The sequence below is a fragment of the Ilumatobacter sp. genome (assembly GCF_030065885.1).
Classification (GTDB): Bacteria; Actinomycetota; Acidimicrobiia; order Acidimicrobiales; family Ilumatobacteraceae; genus Ilumatobacter.
Genome location: NZ_JASJCS010000009.1, coordinates 46,270 through 62,954, shown reverse-complemented (window position 1 = coordinate 62,954; position 16,685 = coordinate 46,270). Strand labels below are relative to the sequence as shown.

The window sequence follows — 16,685 nt, the reverse complement described above, 5'->3', positions numbered from 1 at the left end:
GATGACCCTCGTCGACATCGACGCCACGATCCCCAACAACGTCGGCTTGGCCGACGACCGCCGGCTGCGACGCGCGCTCGAGAACTGGCAGCCGAAGTTCCTGCAGTGGTGGCGCGATCTGGGTCCGGTCGCGTTCCAGGAGAACCCTGTGTACCTCCGCACGGCCGTGTCGGTCGGGCGCGAGGGCTGGGCCAACTTCGACCACGTCGAGATGCCCGACTACCGGTGGGGGGTCTTCCTCGCGGAGCCCGAGCCCGACCGGACGATCGCGTTCGGCGACCACAAGGGTGACGCCGTCTGGCAGGAGGTGCCGGGGGAGTACCGGGCCGACCTGCGCCGCCTCCTCGTGGTGCAGGGCGACACCGAGCCGGCCTCGGTCGAGCAGCAGCGGCACCTGTGCCTGACCGCGCCGTCGCTGTACGACATGCGCAACCTGTTCCAGGTCAACGTCGAGGAGGGGCGTCACCTCTGGGCGATGGTGTACCTCCTGCACCGCTACTTCGGGCGCGACGGTCGCGACGAGGCCGAGCTGATGCTCGAGCGGCATTCGGGCGATCTCGACAACCCGCGGATCCTCGGCGCGTTCAACGAGCAGACACCCGACTGGCTGTCGTTCTTCATGTTCACGTACTTCACCGATCGGGACGGCAAGTACCAGCTCGCCTCGCTCCGCGAGTCCGGCTTCGACCCGCTGTCGCGCACGTGCGACTTCATGCTGAAGGAGGAGGCCCACCACATGTTCGTCGGCGCCACCGGTGTCGGTCGGGTCGTCGAGCGCACCGTCGAGCTGATGAAGGAGCACGACACCGACGAGGTGAGCCGGTTCGGCGGCATCGACCTCGCGACGATCCAGAAGTACATGAACTTCCACTTCTCGGTGTCGCTCGACCTGTTCGGTGCCGAGACGTCGACCAATGCGGCGAACTACTTCGCGGCCGGTCTGAAGGGCCGGTTCAAGGAGGAGGCGCGCGACGACGACCACCAGCTGCACGGCCTGACGCGGACGGTGCCGACGGTCGACGACGATGGACGGATCGGTGAGCGCGAGGCGACCCAGCTCGCAGCGCTCAACGAGACGCTGCGCGAGGACTACGTCGAGGACTGCCAGAAGGGCGTCGACCGGTGGAACCGCGCGCTCGCCGACGTCGGCGTCGAGCTGCGGCTCCCGCACTCCGGGTTCAACCGCGCCGTCGGCGAGTTCCGCGACCACCGGGTCGGCCCTGATGGTCGCGTGATCAGCGACGAGGAGTGGGCCGCGAGCGTCGACGGCTGGTTGCCGACCGATGCCGATCGCGAGCACGTGGAGTCGTTGATGGTCGGCGTCACCGAACCCGGGAAGATGGCCGGGTGGGTGGCTGCGCCCTCGACCGGCATCCACCAGCAGCCGGTCGACTTCGAGTACGTGCGAATCTGATCGAGCGGGCGTGCCGACCGGTCACGGCGGAGCGCTGCCGTCAGCCAGCAGCGACGCTCGAGGGGTCTGCCGGTCGACGGCTCGCGCCGTGTCGGTCAGCGCCGCTCGAACGACGGCGGGCGCTTCTCGATGAACGCGCGCACCGCCTCGGCGTGCTCGGGGGTGCGCCAGCACTCGCGGAGCAGCTCCGACTCGCGTTCCTGCACCGCCGTGAGATCGGTCGCCGTGGCGTTCTCGGTGAGGAGCTGCTTGATCATGCGCAACTGGGGGTCGGGGTTCGCCGCCATCGCCTGTGCGACCCCGACCGCCTCGTCGACGACGACGTCGTGGTCGACCACACGGTCGACGAGGGCGCTCGCGACCGCCTCGTCGGCACCGATCACGCGACCCGACAGGCACAACTCGCTGGCACGACCGAACCCCATCCGCTGCACGAGGAAGTGGGTGCTCGCCAGCTCGGGAACGAGTCCGACCTTGACGAACAGCATTCCCAGCTTCGCCCGGTCGGACGCGACGATGTAGTCGAACGGCAGGATCATCGTCAGGCCGATGCCGACCGCCGCGCCGTTGACCGCGGCCACCATCGGCTTGCTCGTGCGCACGAGCCCGACCCAGTCGATCGCAGCCGGCATCCCCCCGCTCCCGCCGGCGGTGTCGGCGCCCGGGTCGGTGCCGTCGATCCGGGTCTGGAACGTCTCCTCCATGTCCGCCCCGGCGCAGAAGCCGCGGCCGGCGCCGGTCATGACGATCGCCCCGACCGCCGGGTCGGTGTTGGCGGCCTCGATGGCATCGGCCTGCTCCTCGGACATGTGCGGAGTCCAGGCGTTCAGACGATCGGGTCGGTCGAGCGTGATCACGAGCACGTCGTCACGTCGCTCGCAGCGGATGGTGTCGTAGGCCATGCGCCATTCTCCCCGATGACCCTCAGGTCGGAGCGAGGCAGCGGGGATGGGAGCGTCGACGCTCGGAACCGGACGGCTCGGACCGGATTCAGACCTGGTGGCCGGCGCCGGCCGTCTCGACCCACGGGCCCTCACCGCTGACGCGGTCGACCGTGACCCGCACGACGACGGCCGTCGGGGAGTCGCGGAGTGCGAGCGGGTGCCGGCTCAGCCCGAGGTACTTCATGGCCATGTCGTCCATCAGCTGCGGCGCCGGACCGGGTTCGATGGCCGCCGTGCCGCGGATGATCATGTGCTGCTGGAACCCGCGTTCGTTGCGTTCGGTGTCCTCGACCGAGAGCACGATGTGCGGGTCGCGGGCGAGGTTCCTCGCCTTCTGGCTGTTGGCGTCGGTCCCGAACAGGATCTCGTCGCCGTGTGCGATGAACCACACCACGGAGACCTGCGGCGAGCCGTCCGGGTTCCTGGTCCACACGTGCGCGACCGCATCGGACCCGAGGAGTGCCTGCACCGGCGCTGTCATCATGACCACGGCCGACCCCTTTCGTCGTGGGCACACTCTCGTGCCCACTTCCACCATATGACGTGGCGTGCGCCGCTGCCAGCGTGACGACCCGGCCCTCGGGTCTGGGACGACGCAGATGCGCACGTGTGGCCCGCGCGCGTCCTGCGAGGTGGGACCACACCCGCGGCGGACGAGTGTCGTGATCGAACGGCGAGGTCGTGCCGGCCCGAGCGTCGAAGCCGGGTTCGATATCGCGGCTGCAATATCGAAGCGATCCGAACCGCAGAATGTCGAGCGGCAGGGCGCCCGGCCACGAGCGTGGGTCGACTCCTGTTCTGGTGGCGGCAGCGGCGTTCGCCTGACGAGATGGCGGTATCTGAAAAAATATATCGCCCGCGAGAACAAGCCGTGATCAATTAATTGACTTGGTCGAAATGATTGCGGATGATGAGCAGAAGCGGGCCGACAACATCCAGGAGATGAACGGAGGATCACCGATGAAGTTGAGGAAGATTCTTGCCACGGCACTGGTCGCGGCCTCCGTGGGGGCTGCCGTGCCATCGGTTGTGGATGCACACGCGTCCGGCGGAGGATCGGTGGGGTACTGCGCCAGCTACCGGGTCTACTTGTCCACTCGGACGACCTCCGGGGCCGTCGCGCACGCGTGGACCAACTACAGCACGTCATGGTGGAACAGCAGCACGACGACGCGCACGAGCTCTCGTAATACGCCGTTCGACTACTACGGGTACTCGACCAGCGGTCAGCTCGTCTCGCTCAACACCGGGTGCTAGCCTGAATCACGTGCGAGCAGCCATCGTCTCTCTCGCCACAATGGCCCTGATGCTGGGATGCGGGAGTGACGATGGCGTCGCCGGAGACGACGGGGCCGCGGAACTGACGGCGCCGAGCGAAGAACTGTACGCGGCCCTGATGAAGCCGTGTCTGGAGTCGCATGGGTACGCCGTCGACCTGCTCCCCGATGGAGGTATCGGTGTCGAGTACGGCCCAGATGGCCTCTCACCCGATCAACAGGCGGAGCTGCGAGCGGCCTACGACGTCAGATTCGCCGAGTGTCTGTCGGAGACCGGCTTCGACCGGCCGTCCGGGGTGACTCCAGAAGAGGACTATCGGATGTTCGTCGCGGTCGATGACTGCATTCGAGCCCAAGGGTACGACATCGTCACCCCGTCCTTCGAGGATTTCGTTCAGGGCCGATTCCCCGACAACTCGGCCATATTGCCTGCATCTCCGAGTGAACTCGACGCACTCTTCGCCCAATGCGAACGCTGAGATTCACCGGCACGTCGCTACTCGTCGTCATCGTGGTCGCTGCGCTGGTGGCCGGGTTCTTCTGGGGGGTCGACACGTCGAGACCACCGACTGCCGCCGTCGATGACCGCATCGACTACTCGGTCTTCGTCGTCGAGGAGGCGACCCTCGGCCGGACGATCTCGGGCATCGCGACCATCGAGTGGCCGACCGAATCGGACATCGACGTCCCCATCGACGGGCGTGTGACCAAGATGCCCGTCGATGACGGCGTCATCGACGACGGGGACATACTGCTCCACGTCGACGGGGTCCCGGTCGTGGTGATCGCCGGTGCCACGCCGGCCTTCCGCGATCTTCGCCGGGGAGTCGCCGGCGACGATGTCGCACAACTGCAGCGGTACTTGGCGAGCATCGGCTTCGACCTGACGGTCGACGGAGAGTACGGCCGCGAGACGGAACGGGCGGTGCGGGACTGGAACGCCGTCAGGGGAATCGGCAAGATTGCCGATCTCCCACTTGGCTGGATTGTCTTTGTCGAGCCGCTGCCGACGCGCGTTCAGCCGTCCGACGATTTGCGCCTCGGTGCCGTCCTGCCGCAACCGGCTGTTTCGACGATTCGAGACACTCCGAGGATCGCGATACCGCTCCTCCCTGCTGCAGCGAGCGAAGTCGAGGTCGGCGACGAAGTGGTCATCGGTGACGGCATCCGGTCGTCGGTCACGAGCGGGCCACGTACGCAACCCGACGGCGGGTTGACGATCGAGGTCGATGCGTCCCCCTTCTCGTGCGGGACGACTCGCACATGCATCGTCACCGATGTCGTCCGGACGGAACCGGCCGAGATCGTGCTGCTCCCTGAGGTGACGGGGCCCGCGGTCCCCGAACTCGCATTGGGCGCGGACGCACAGGGCGACACCCACGTCGTGATGGCCGACGGATCGCGACGAGCCGTCACCGTGCGGGCTTCGGCGGACGGTCTCGCTCTCGTCGATGGGATCGACGCCGGCGAGACGGTCCGGGTGCCCACGCCGTGACGACGATCGCCCAGATCCGGCACCTCCACGTCGGGTACCGACGCAACCCGGACGTGCTCGTCGACTTCGACCTCGACCTCGAGCCGACTGAACTGGTCGCCGTCACCGGTCCGTCGGGACGCGGGAAGTCGTCGCTGCTCTATGCGATCGGAGGTCTGCTGCGGCCGCGCGGCGGCTCGATCTGGATCGGCGGCGTCGACATCGCGTCAGCATCGGAACGGCACCGTGCCGCCATCCGCGCCGCGCACTGCGGCTTCGTGTTCCAGGACGCGCTGCTCGATCCCTCTCGCCGAGTGATCACCAGCGTGACCGAGGTCGGGTTGTACCGACGGCGCAGTCGTCGCCAGCTGCGGCAGACGGCTCGCGATCTCCTGGCCTCGCTCGGCGTCGGGCATCTCGCGAACGTCAGGCCCGGCCAGATGTCGGGTGGACAAGCGCAACGCGTCGCAGTGGCGCGAGCCCTGGTCGGTGGTCCACGCATCGTGCTCGCTGACGAGCCCACCGGGAACCTCGACCTCGAGTCAGGCCGACTGGTGATCGACGCCCTCCGGAGCTACGCACGAGCAGCCAACGCGTGCGTGGTCTTCGCGACTCACGATCCGAACGTCGTCGCGAACGTCGACCGTGAGGTCCGGTTGTGAAACCGGTGAGGCTCGCGGGCGAAGCGGTGGTGGACCTGATCGCCCAGCGGCTCCGGACGCTCTTGATCGTGCTGGTGCTCGCCGGCCTGACGACGTTCATGTTCTCGCTCGACCGGGAATCCTCCGAATCACGCGATCGGCTCGACGAGGTGCTCGCATCACCGACCGCGACGCTGCTGCGCATCAAGGCCCATCAATCCGAGGTCTCGATCGCACCGCAGCTTCCCCGCGCCATGGCCAGCTTCGCCGACGTGCACGCGTCGTTCGCCTTGAGCCAGCCCGTCGACGCGACCCACGAGCGTCTCGGTCGGTCTCGGTCCGCAGTTCTGTGGAGGGTGAGCGATCTGTCCGCGGTCTTCGGGAGCGGGACGTATCACTGCGATGCTGCGCTCGCATCGGTGGCCGGCGCCCGTCGCCTCGGACTGGCTGACGGCGTCGGGCAGCTGAGAGCCCAAGGTGTGCCGATCTCCATCGCCGGAGCCCGACCCGTGCCGGAATCGCTCTCGTTCCTCGATCAGTCGGTGCTCCAACCGGCGTGTCCGAGCGCCCAGGACGATCTCGAGTTCAAGGAGCTGGTCATCGTGGTCGAGGAGCCCACCGACGTGAGTTGGGCGCTCGAGACCGCGCTCGGGTTCTTCAGCATCGAGGATCGAGCCAAGCTCAGTGTCGAATCCCGCATCGAACAGATCGAACTCTCGGTCGACGTCGCCAACGAGGCCGCGAGGTCGGCAGCGAGGTTGTCGCTGCTGACTGCAGGCGGCATCACGGGTCTCGTCGTGCTCCTGTTCAGCGCAGTCGTGGTGCAGCGCCGACGCGACTACGGCAGGCGTCGAGCCCTGGGGGCGAGCGGGCTGTACGTCGGGGGGCTCGTCACGGCACAGGCGTGCATCGCGATGACGATCTCGATCTTGATCGCCGTCGCCGCGTCGGTCGGCTTGGCGATCGCTCAGGACGCAGCCGTCCCGGACGGGCAGTACGTCGCGGGCGCCACGGCGATGCTGCTCTGCGGTGCAGCGGTCGGCGGTCTCGTCCCGGCCCTGTTGGCGGTGGGCGGCGATCCGCTGCGCGAGCTCAGGGTGCCGTAGCCGTTCGCAGCGACAGGTCGTCGAGCCCGTGGAGTCGAGCCATGCGCCTGGTGGCCGTGCCCGCACTTCGGACGTTGCCCGGCCGGGAGGGTGCTGGTCAGGCGCCGACCAGGTGACGGGGCTGCAGGGGTCCGGCGGGGCCGTAGGCCCTTCGTCTCTAGGCCTCCTCTGTGGGCGGCGCGACGCTGAAGGGGAGGTGAGGGTCCTCGTCGCCTCGTGAATGGAGGACGCATCGTGGGTGTGATCTTCATCAGCTATCGGCGCACCGACAGCGAGTACGCCGCCGGCCGCATCTACGACGTGCTGGCCGACCGCTACGGCGCCAAGCGGGTGTTCAAGGACGTCGAGAAGATCGCGCCGGGCACGAGGTGGGTCGACGCCGTCGACGAAGCGATGCGCGCGACCGACACCCTGCTGGTGGTCATCGGGCCGTCGTGGCGCACGGCAGCCGACCCCACCACGGGGCGGCCTCGACTCGACGATCCGTCCGACGAGCTGCGGCGCGAGGTGGCGGCTGCACTCGCGAACCATCCGAGGACGAAGGTGCTACCGGTTCTCATCGGCGGTGCGGCCATGCCGGCGGCGTCGGAACTGCCGGGCGACCTCCAGGACCTGACCCGGCGCCAGGCGATCGTCGTTCGCGGCGAAGAGCACTTCCACCGGGACATGGACACGCTGATGCGCGCCATCTCCGAAGAGCCGCGACGTCGAGCCCACGTCGAGCAGCGTGGTGGCGGTCGGCTCGTCGGCGTGGGCCTCCTCGTGCTCGTGCTGATCGGCGGCGGGGTCGCCGGCTACTACCTCGGCCCCTGGCGAGACGATCCGAGTCCGGTGCCGGGCCCCGTCGACAACGGGGAACGGTCCCATCTCGACGAGCTCTGGGACCGCTGCGCGGGCGAGGGCGGCGTTGCCTGTGACGAGCTGTTCCACGATTCGCCGCCCGATTCGGAGTACCGGGCGTTCGCCGAGACGTGCGGCGGCCGCACCGAGCCACGGCCCGGCATGTGCGGCGAGCCGGATGTGGGTGCCGAGATGCCCTCCGACGACGGCTGATCAGGCGACGTCGAGCGTCACGTCATGACCCAGCCGCCGTCGACGTTGATCGTCTGGCCGGTGATGAACGACGATTCGTCGCCGCACAGGAACGACACGAGCGACGCCACGTCATCGACGCGCCCGCGCCGCTTGATCGCCTGGGCGTTCAGGATCTCGCGTTCGTAGGCCTCCAGATCGGGGTGCTGGGCGGCCTCGGCAGCCGTCGGGAACGCACCGGGCGCGACGGCGTTCACGCGGATGTCGTGCGGACCCAGCTCGCGGGCGAGCGCACGGGTCAACGCGACGACGCCGCCCTTCGACGTCACGTACGGGGCCATGTTCTCCCACCGGCCGTGCCACACGATGGAGGCGACGTTGACGATCACGCCGCCGCCCGAATTGATCATCGAGCGAGCGGCCATCTGTGCAGTCAGGAAGTACGCCCGCTGGTTGACGGCCAGCGTGTCGTCGAGGGTCTCGAGGGTCACCTCGGTGAAGGGCCCCGACGGGAACACCGCCGCGTTGTTGACCAACGCCGTCACTGGACCCAACCGTTGCTCGGCAGCGGCGAACGCCCGCTCGATCGCTGCGGCGTCGCGCAGATCGCACGCGATCGCCGTTGCCCGCCCTCCCGCCTCGAGGATGGGCCCTGCGGTCGCCTCGGCGGAGGGTCCATCGATGTCCACCACGGCCACCGCCAGACCGTCGGCGCCGAGCCGCTCCGCGATCGCGCCACCCAGCGCCCCGCCGGCTCCGGTGACGAACGCGGTCACCACGAACCCTGAGCATCAGGGGCGTGGGCTGACCCGGTCACCAGGCGAACTCCTGCTCGGGAAACGTTGTTTGCCCCGATTCGCTCGTCGGGAGTACGGACATCGGCTCCTCACCCGCCTGCGAGCTGGACGTTTCTGCTTCCTCGGATGGTGGACGGATCGTGTACCTGCCGACGAGCGGGGCGTCGGCGAGCGCGCTCCTGAGGACGTCCGGGACCAGCCACGTGGGATTCGCAGGCGAGATCGCCACCTCACGACCACCGTTCCGACTCTGTCGCACCGAGAACGCCGGCCCGTTCGGGTAGTTGACCGACACGTAGACGGGAATGCGCAACTCGCGCATCTCGTCCCACGTCATTGCACCGATCCTGTCGAGCCAGGCCTGGCTTTGTCGGTGGAACCGTGTCGGCCGGAGCTGCGTCGTGACCCAGACGGAGACTCGCGGACGGCCGGACCACGACGCTGTCCCCTCGAGGAGAATGGCGCCGAACCCGTGGCCCATGCCCCATCGAAGGAACTCGGCCCGCACCCCGGCGACGACCCGGTCGGAGGCGGCCCTCACCGCCGCGACCCGCTCATCGAGTCCGGCCACGACGTCGGCGAGTCGCTGGCGACGTATCGTGTACAACTGCGCCGGGCCCAGCGCCTCCTCGGTCTCGGCGACTGCCGCTCTGCTCTCCTCGGGCGGGTTCTCCCTCGAGAAGTCCTCCTCGGTCCTGTTCGCTCCCGCAAGTTGGCTCGCGAAGATGGACATCGTCTGTTCGCCGGGCAACGTGCCCGGTCGGCCGGCGAAACTACCGTGGATCTCGGCGACGCCGCAGTGGACGTCGTCCAGGACGGTGGCGTGGGCATCGAAGTACCGATGTATGACCGACGCGTCTCCGCGACCGGAGCGCTCGACCAGTCGTCCGACCGATTCGCGTGCAGCTCTGACCTGTGAACTGAGCTCATCGCGCCCGAGCTCAGCCCCCAGGAGACTGACGCCGAAACCGGCAACGATGCCGAACCCAGGGGGCGGCATCGCACCCACAGCCGTGCTCGCGGCGGCCCAGCCGACGTTCCGCCTGAGGCTTCCCGAGAACTCCTCGAGCTCAGTGCCGATCTCGGTGGTGGCGAGCACGCGCAGCTGGCCGATCACGTCGAGGCACGCATCGACCAGCCGTGCTGCGGCGGCACTCCCTTCGTTCCAGAGCGTCTCCGACCGCCGTCGCCAGTCGATTGAAGCGTTCTGCAGCTGGCGTCGCGCCGCACGCAGCCGGTCGAGGTCGGGGTCCCCGGTCGACGCAACTTCTCGCTCGGATCCCGCGTCGGCCTCGCCCTCGAGGCCGAAGCCAGGGGTACCGCGAAGATCGTCGCGCAGGGCATCCGGGAGGTCGGCGATCTGCATGACCAACTGCGAGGGAACGAAACCGATCCCTTCGATGAGGTAGCCCGGCGCACCTGGGCCGGAGTAGCGCACCACGCCGGTCGACGCGTCGACGATCGCGTACACGCCCGCACCGAGGGCCGTGGGTGCGTCGCCCAGGTTCGCCATGTCGGGGAACGCAGCCGCGACCACGCTCACCACGTCGGGCGGCAGCCGCGACACGGCGACGGTGCTCCCGGTCGGGACGAAGCCCAGCTGCGCGCGGCAGTAGTCGGGTGCGTCGCGGCCACCGAATCGCACCTCGTTCGTGTCCGGGTCGAAGCTCGCGGTGAGATCGTCGGCGGCCTCCAACTCCAGTGGGTCGGACATGAGGCGCTGGGCGCGGTGCTGCCCGTGCGAGACCAGTCGCGCCACCGCGGCGTTGCCGGCCGAACGTTGGAGGGCGAGGAGCGCAGCGCCGACGTTGGATGGCGGCGCAGCGGTCTGGTCGAGCCGCTGGAGTGGAGAACCATCAGCCGGCCTCGCCGGCACGTGCTCATGCATCGGCATCACCCACCACGAGCCTGACACCATGTCCCGGGCGTGACAACGAGACCGGACGCATCGTGTCCGTTCGGGCAGCAAGCTCGGCACCCGAGGCCGCGACGCAGACTCCGAACCGCGTCGCGGGGCGTCACCGAGCCGGCGTCAGTAGAGGAACATCGGCTTGCCGCCGACGTGGCGCACGCGTGGCTGGTACTGGTCGGCGTCGTAGAGCTCGTCGATGTCGACCCGCTTGACGCCTTCCTTGGTCACGCTGATCGGCACGTTGCTGTACGTACCGCTGCGCAGCGCCACCATGCGGCCCGAGGAGCCGTCGAGTGCGAGGTCGGCGGCCATCACGGCGTAGTTCGTCGCGACCATCAGGTCGAGCGAGTCGGGGCGGCCCGACCGCATCAGGTACGCCACCTGCTGGTAGATGATGCCCTGCCCGGTCAGCTGCTTGAGGGCTTCGCCGAGCTCGGCACCGATGCCGCCGAGCTTGCGGTGGCCGTACGCGTCGGCCTCGCCGCTCAGCGCCATCTCGCCGCCGGTCATCGTGGCGCCCTCGCTGACCGTGACCATCGCGTAGTTCGACGGGTTCGACTTCTGATCGTCGATGACCATCTGGGCCAGCCTGTCGACGTCGAACGGCACCTCGGAGATCAGTGCCCGGTCGACCCCGGCGAGGTACGCCGTGATCAACGACGTCTCACCGCTGTACCGACCGAACAGCTCGACGACGGCGATCCGCTCGTGCGAGCCGGTGCTGGTCCGCAGGTTGTGGATGAACTCGACGCCGCGCGTCACGGCGGTGGAGAAGCCGATGCAGTAGTCGGTGCCGTGTACGTCGTTGTCCATGGTCTTCGGGATGGCGACGACCGGGACGCCCTCTTCGTGCATGCGCAGCGCGTACGAGAGCGTGTCGTCGCCGCCGATCGGGATCAGCACGTCGATGCCCTGGCTCTCGATGACGCGCAGCGCGTGCGCAGTGAGATCGTGCGGGCCGTCGCCCTCGATCTCGCCCATCAGGAAGTGCGGTACCTCCGACGTGCGCACCTTGCCGGGGTTGGTCCGCGACGTGTGGAGGAACGTGCCGCCCGAGCGGTCGACCGTACGGACCCGCGCACGGTCGAGCGGCACCATGTGCTCGGCGACGGAGTGCCGGTCGTCGGGTTGGGTGTAGAGCAACCCGCCCCAGCCCTTGCGGATACCGACCACCTCGTGGCCGAGGTCGGCAGCGCGGTTGACGACCGCCTTGATGCAGGCGTTCAGGCCCGGGACGTCACCGCCCCCTGTCAGCACTCCGATTCGCATCGATCAGACCGCCCCTTCGTAGACGTCGATGAACCGACGATAGTTGGCCGCCACGTCGGCGATCGCGGCGTCGCGTTCCATCGTCCCGTCACGGATGCCCTCGATCGCGGCGCGGAAGATCGAGCGGCCGATCGCGAAGCCTGCGTAGCCCTCGACGCCGGCGCCCTCGCGCAGCCAGTGGTCGACCGCTGCGTCGTCGGCGCCTCGTCCGAGCACGACAGCGACGACCCCGTCGCGGCCGTCTCGCCGGGCGAGACCGCTGAGCAGCTCGCAGCTCGCCGCCCGGTCGAGGCCCTCGATCTTCCAGATGTCGGCCTCGATGCCGGCGGCCTGGATCTCGTCGATCGCCTCGAGCGTGACGTACGGCCGGACCTCGGTGTCGTAGGCGGCGGCGTCGCCGCCGACCAGCGTCATCTGGCGGTCGGACGCCGGCACCAGCAGCTCGAACAGGAACTTGCGGTCGTTGGCGTGCAGCCACTCGCCGAGGCGCGCGAGCCGCTCGCCCTGGACGCCCTTGTCGGTGGCGTCGTCGTCGGGGTTCCAGCGGACGAGCACCTTCGAGAAGTCGGGGTCGAACGCCTCGATGTGGGCGCCGAACTCCTCGCCGTACTCGAAGTCGAACACCTTCTGTCCCGAGGCTTCGCACGGCATCGCCAGCTTGAGCCCGGCCGCCTTGGCGTCGCGGGCGACGTCGGCGCCCATCTCCTCGTCGACGAGCACGCCGACCTTGTCGGCGGGCGCGCCGTCGGCGACCGCCCGTTGCGCGCCTTCGAAGATCAGCCGTTTGGCGTCGCGGAGCGAGGCGGCTTCGTCCTCGGTCGGCGTTCCCGTGATCCCGAGCATCTTGCGGAAGCTGCCGCGGTGATCGAACGCAAGGATGTAGAGCGTGCCGTCGTAGCCGAGTGCCATGGTTCCTCCTGTGCGACCGGCGGGCCGGAGTCTCGGGGGCGGATTGCCGAGGGCCCGCGGTGTCCTGGCTCAGACTAAACGACCAGGCCAGAGCGGTGGGAGGGCCGTTCGACCCGTCTTCGGCGGGCGGCAGTCACCGCCCGCGATCGGCAGGCGAACAGGCGAGCGGTCGGCGATCGGGCGATCGGTCGGCGATCAGGCGGGCGCCGGGATCGGGCGTGCCATCACGGCGGCGAGTGGCCGCAGGTCGAGCCACTGCTGCTCGCGCGGGCGGCGTGCGTCGGCCTCGACCAGCTTGGGGAACTCGGCGAGCGGCGTGAACCGGATCTTGCCGCGGTGCAGGCCGACGAACGCACTCTCGGAGTCGTCCTCCAAGCCCTGGTCGATCAGGTGGCGCATCGCCGCGTCCGAGAGCCGCGTCGCCTGGATCCGGTCGAACGGCGACGGGTCGCCGCCCTGTTGCACGTGGCCGAGGATGGCCTCGCGCACGTCGAACAGGTCGCCGCCCTCGCGTTCGAACAGCGCCTTGATGAAGCCGGTCGAGTACACCGAGTCGGCGTGCTCGCTCCGGATCACGAGGCCGAGGCGCTTGCCGTGCGCGAAGCCGTCGGTCAGCGCGTGGACGTCGGTCTGGAGGTCGGCCAGCGAGATGCCCTCCTCGGGGAGGTAGACCCGCTCGGCCCCGGTCGCCAGCCCGCTCATCAATGCGAGGTAGCCGCAGTCGTGGCCCATGACCTCGACCACGAACGACCGCCGCGACGCCACGGCCGACTGCTTGATCTTGTCGACGTCGCGCACGATGCTGTTCAGCGCCGTGTCGGAGCCGACGCTGAGCTCGGAACCGGGGAGGTCGTTGTTGATCGATGCCGGCAGGCACACGATCGGGATGTTGAGGCTGGGGTGGTCGGCAACGGCGGCCCGGAGGCGCGAGGCGGCCTCGTAGCCGGCCCACCCGCCGATCATCAGGATTCCGTCGATGCGGTCTTCTTCGATCCGGCTGGTGATCGCGTCGATGTCGTCGTCGGTGGGCAGGTGCCGGCTCGTGCCGAGCTCGGCCCCGCCGCGCGACACCCAGCCCGTCACGCTCATCCAGTCGAGCTCTTCGTGGTCGCCGTCGGCGAGGCCCTCGAAGCCGTTGCGAACGGCGAGGACGGTGTGGCCGAGGTCGAGGCCGACGCGCGCCGCCACCCGCACCGCGGTGTTCATGCCGGGTGCCGGGCCGCCGGCGTGCAGCACGGCGAGCCGGAGGCGCCGCTGCCCCGGTGGCGTGGCATGCGGCTGGGCGCGGACCATCGTGCGGATCATGCGGAACGAGTCGCGGAAGCTGCCGCCGCGCATCTCCATCGCAGTCTCGTACTCGCGCGCGGCGATGATGTCGGCGACCGAATGCGTCTTGGCCACGCAGTCCATCAGCGGCGAGTTGATGATGTGGTGGCCGCGCAGACCGATCAGCTGCGGTTCGTTGTCCGGTGCGGTCAGCAGCTGCTGCACGGCGGCGTACCCGAGCACCGTGCTGAGATAGCGGTCGAACGCGCTCGGCGCGCCACCACGCTGCACGTGACCGAGGCTGGTGACCCGCGTGTCCTCGCCGAGCCGCTCCTCGAGCACGTCCTTGACGTGCTGCGCCGTGATCGGGTTGCCGTGGAGGTCGCGGGCGCCCTCGGCCACGATCACGATGTTGGAGCGCCGCCCGATCTCACGCCCGGCCTCGAGCGCCCGGCACATCGATTCCTCCCACTCGTCGGTGTCGGGCGGGCTCTCGGGGATCAGGACGAAGTTGGCGCCGGATGCGAGCGCGCTCATCAGCGCCAGGTACCCGCAGTTGCGGCCCATCACCTCGATCACGAACGAGCGCTGGTGGCTCGACGCCGTGCTGTGGATCGCGTCGATCGCCTCGGTGATGCGGTGCAGCGCGGTGTCGGCGCCGATCGTCATGTCGGTGCCGAACATGTCGTTGTCGATCGAGCCGACCATGCCGACGAGCGTCAGGCGGCGGTGTGCATCGGCGGTCGCCTGCTCGATCTCGCCCGCCTCGACCAGCTCCGCCAGCAGGTCGGGCCACTCCTCCCGGAAGATGTTCGCGCCCGTCAGGCTGCCGTCGCCGCCGATGACGACGAGGGCATCGACCCCCAGCTCGGCGAGGTTGCGGGCCGCCTGCTTCCGGCCGTCCCGTGCCCTGAAGTCCTCGCATCTCGCGGTGCCGAGCACGGTGCCGCCCTGGTGGAGGATCCCACCGACGTCGCCGCTGCCCACCCGCCGGATCGCCGGCCCGCCGTCGACGAGCCCCTGGAACCCCTCGTAGACGGCGAAGACGGCAAGGCCGGCGTCGAGTCCGGTCCGCACCACGGCCCGGACCGCGGCGTTCATGCCGGCAGCGTCACCGCCACTGGTCAACACCGCGAGCGACCGGGGACGCCGAGATGTGCTCAGCACGATTGCCTCCTCGTTGCGACTCCGCCGGGAGACCTGACGCCCCAGGCACGACTTCGAGATTACCGACGGTGCGAGCGCCCCGGATCGGGCCGTTCGACCCTTTCTGACGGGCTGACGGGCCGTGGGCCGTCACGACCGAGCCGGGCCGACGCGATCGTCGCGAGCGGTTCAGCTCGAGACGGCGACCTCCTCGCGCTGGCGGCCCGGCACACCCTCGATCCGGATGTGCTCCGCGATCAACACGAGCACGAGCAGCAGGTCGACGAGCACGAGCAGGGTCAGGCCGTCAACCGACCCGCTGACGGCGATGATGACCGCGAGCACCGCCGCGCCCGACAGCCGCTCGCGGGCGACGATGCGGAACGCACGGAAGACCGAGATGGCGACGCCGCCGTAGAAGAGCGCCATGCCACCGAACAGCATCCACCGGAACTCGAGCGGCAGCTCGTCCTTCGGGTGGAGCGTGATCTCCTCGAGCGCGGCGGCCGCCAGGATGATGCCGGCGACGATCGGCAGGTGCGAGTACGTGTAGACGTCGCGGGCGAACCGTCCCCGTGCCATCGGCTCGTCGTGGCCCTCGTGGCGGTGCTCGAGTGCCGGGTTGACGCGGTCGAAGTACGCCCACCAGAGCAGGCACGCGAACGCCCCCGACGCGATCAGCGCCACCAGCGTCCGGCTCGGGAGGCCCTCGCCCTCCTCCAGCGCCTCGACGACCGGGATCCCGACCGCCACGATCACCTCACCGAGGGCGACGATGAGGATCAGACCGTGCCGCTCGGCGAAGTGCCCCGGACGGACGATCCACTCGCCGTCGGACGCCCGGATCGTGCCGATCAGCACGACGACCATCGAGGCGATCCAGAACGCGATCCGCAGCTCTCGATCGAGGAACGCACCGACCAGCAGGATCACCATCCCGATCCAGTTGGTCGTCGAGTAGCGGATCATCGCCCGCCTGGTCTCCCCGTTCATGTCGAGCCCGACCAGCATCGTGAACAGTCCGAGCGAGAGGATGATCGCCAACCCGACCGCGAACGCGACGCCGCCGTCGTCGAAGGCCGTCGTCACCGACGCCGCCATCGGCACGGTCGCGACCGTGCCGAGGAGGAACAGGACGCGCACCGGCCGGGCGTTGCCCGACACGGCGTTCGCCGACCACGTGAACTGACTCCACGGCAGCCAGATCATGACGACCAGCAGGGCGAACTCGCCGACGCCGCCCCAGTCGGGATGGTGGACGAGGTGGTAGACGAGCCTCGAGAAGGCGAACACGAAGGCCAGATCGAAGAACAGCTCGACCGGATCGGCCGTGAAGTCGTCCTCTCGTGGTGGAACCAGCACACCCTTCATGGGCGAAGAAGGTACTGCGCCCGACACACGACGACGTGCCGAGCGGCCGTTTGGCCGGCGTCGAACGCGCCACTGCCGGGCCGGACTCGAGCCCGGCCCGGCAGTCCGGGGGGAGGAGGGAGCGGGG

At 69.1% G+C, this 16,685-nt stretch carries 15 protein-coding genes; 7 read left to right on the top strand and 8 right to left on the bottom strand.

Translation table 11 applies throughout. From position 1 onward, the window contains the following. Position 1 precedes the first annotated feature (1 nt). A complete protein-coding gene (gene boxB / locus QNJ12_RS03955) occupies positions 2-1,414 on the top strand; it encodes a benzoyl-CoA 2,3-epoxidase subunit BoxB (RefSeq protein WP_300619082.1) in 1,413 nt (470 codons plus the stop codon). 95 nt (positions 1,415-1,509) lie between these two features. Here the strand turns inward: boxB and QNJ12_RS03950 are convergent, their stop codons facing one another. Together QNJ12_RS03950 and QNJ12_RS03945 are read right to left on the bottom strand one after the other, a co-directional pair. Then, a complete protein-coding gene (locus tag QNJ12_RS03950) occupies positions 1,510-2,316 on the bottom strand; it encodes an enoyl-CoA hydratase-related protein (RefSeq protein WP_300619079.1) in 807 nt (268 codons plus the stop codon). An 88-nt stretch (positions 2,317-2,404) separates the two neighbouring features. Then, positions 2,405-2,842, bottom strand: a complete 438-nt coding sequence (locus QNJ12_RS03945) for a PPOX class F420-dependent oxidoreductase (RefSeq protein WP_300619197.1) — start codon at positions 2,840-2,842, stop codon at positions 2,405-2,407. Between the two features lie 575 nt (positions 2,843-3,417). Here QNJ12_RS03945 and QNJ12_RS03940 point away from each other — a divergent pair. From QNJ12_RS03940 to QNJ12_RS03915, 6 genes are all read left to right on the top strand, one after another. Next, positions 3,418-3,615, top strand: a complete 198-nt coding sequence (locus QNJ12_RS03940) for a hypothetical protein (RefSeq protein WP_300619076.1) — start codon at positions 3,418-3,420, stop codon at positions 3,613-3,615. A 10-nt stretch (positions 3,616-3,625) separates the two neighbouring features. After that, positions 3,626-4,114, top strand: coding sequence for a hypothetical protein (locus QNJ12_RS03935; RefSeq protein WP_300619074.1), 489 nt, complete (start codon positions 3,626-3,628; stop codon positions 4,112-4,114). Next, entirely contained in the window at positions 4,102-5,130 is a 1,029-nt protein-coding gene (locus tag QNJ12_RS03930) for a peptidoglycan-binding domain-containing protein (protein WP_300619071.1), read from the top strand. The genes QNJ12_RS03935 and QNJ12_RS03930 overlap by 13 nt, the downstream gene beginning before the upstream one ends. Further along, complete coding sequence (locus QNJ12_RS03925; RefSeq protein WP_300619069.1) at positions 5,127-5,771, top strand: ABC transporter ATP-binding protein; 645 nt, start codon at positions 5,127-5,129, stop codon at positions 5,769-5,771. Before QNJ12_RS03930 ends, QNJ12_RS03925 begins: the two co-directional genes overlap by 4 nt. A gap of 29 nt (positions 5,772-5,800) precedes the next feature. Next, positions 5,801-6,856, top strand: coding sequence for a hypothetical protein (locus tag QNJ12_RS03920; RefSeq protein WP_300619067.1), 1,056 nt, complete (start codon positions 5,801-5,803; stop codon positions 6,854-6,856). Positions 6,857-7,090: 234 nt separating this feature from the next. Continuing rightward, positions 7,091-7,909 carry a toll/interleukin-1 receptor domain-containing protein gene (locus QNJ12_RS03915; RefSeq protein WP_300619064.1) on the top strand — a complete coding sequence of 273 codons (819 nt, stop codon included), beginning with the start codon at positions 7,091-7,093 and terminating at the stop codon, positions 7,907-7,909. Positions 7,910-7,926: 17 nt separating this feature from the next. Here the strand turns inward: QNJ12_RS03915 and QNJ12_RS03910 are convergent, their stop codons facing one another. From QNJ12_RS03910 to QNJ12_RS03885, 6 genes are all read right to left on the bottom strand, one after another. Next, on the bottom strand, positions 7,927-8,667 hold the full coding sequence (locus QNJ12_RS03910; protein ID WP_300619062.1) for an SDR family NAD(P)-dependent oxidoreductase: 741 nt from the start codon (positions 8,665-8,667) through the stop codon (positions 7,927-7,929). Between the two features lie 34 nt (positions 8,668-8,701). After that, a complete protein-coding gene (locus tag QNJ12_RS03905; RefSeq protein ID WP_300619059.1) occupies positions 8,702-10,573 on the bottom strand; it encodes a hypothetical protein in 1,872 nt (623 codons plus the stop codon). A gap of 144 nt (positions 10,574-10,717) precedes the next feature. Further along, positions 10,718-11,866: a 6-phosphofructokinase gene (locus QNJ12_RS03900; RefSeq protein WP_300619056.1), complete on the bottom strand. Its 1,149-nt coding sequence runs from the start codon at positions 11,864-11,866 to the stop codon at positions 10,718-10,720. 3 nt (positions 11,867-11,869) lie between these two features. Further along, complete coding sequence (locus QNJ12_RS03895; protein ID WP_300619053.1) at positions 11,870-12,775, bottom strand: 2-deoxy-5-keto-D-gluconate 6-phosphate aldolase domain-containing protein; 906 nt, start codon at positions 12,773-12,775, stop codon at positions 11,870-11,872. A gap of 195 nt (positions 12,776-12,970) precedes the next feature. After that, positions 12,971-15,172, bottom strand: coding sequence for a 6-phosphofructokinase (locus QNJ12_RS03890; RefSeq protein ID WP_300619194.1), 2,202 nt, complete (start codon positions 15,170-15,172; stop codon positions 12,971-12,973). 204 nt (positions 15,173-15,376) lie between these two features. Then, on the bottom strand, positions 15,377-16,558 hold the full coding sequence (locus QNJ12_RS03885; RefSeq protein ID WP_300619050.1) for a low temperature requirement protein A: 1,182 nt from the start codon (positions 16,556-16,558) through the stop codon (positions 15,377-15,379). Positions 16,559-16,685: the final 127 nt, after the last annotated feature.

What these genes read in the sequence shown, in the direction of transcription:
- boxB (WP_300619082.1), top strand. Translation starts at nt 2, where the DNA reads ATGACCCTCGTCGACATCGACGCCACGATCCCCAACAACGTCGGCTTG.
- QNJ12_RS03950 (WP_300619079.1), bottom strand. Translation starts at nt 2,316, where the DNA reads ATGGCCTACGACACCATCCGCTGCGAGCGACGTGACGACGTGCTCGTG.
- QNJ12_RS03945 (WP_300619197.1), bottom strand. Translation starts at nt 2,842, where the DNA reads ATGATGACAGCGCCGGTGCAGGCACTCCTCGGGTCCGATGCGGTCGCG.
- QNJ12_RS03930 (WP_300619071.1), top strand. Translation starts at nt 4,102, where the DNA reads ATGCGAACGCTGAGATTCACCGGCACGTCGCTACTCGTCGTCATCGTG.
- QNJ12_RS03905 (WP_300619059.1), bottom strand. Translation starts at nt 10,573, where the DNA reads ATGCATGAGCACGTGCCGGCGAGGCCGGCTGATGGTTCTCCACTCCAG.
- QNJ12_RS03900 (WP_300619056.1), bottom strand. Translation starts at nt 11,866, where the DNA reads ATGCGAATCGGAGTGCTGACAGGGGGCGGTGACGTCCCGGGCCTGAAC.
- QNJ12_RS03895 (WP_300619053.1), bottom strand. Translation starts at nt 12,775, where the DNA reads ATGGCACTCGGCTACGACGGCACGCTCTACATCCTTGCGTTCGATCAC.
- QNJ12_RS03885 (WP_300619050.1), bottom strand. Translation starts at nt 16,558, where the DNA reads ATGAAGGGTGTGCTGGTTCCACCACGAGAGGACGACTTCACGGCCGAT.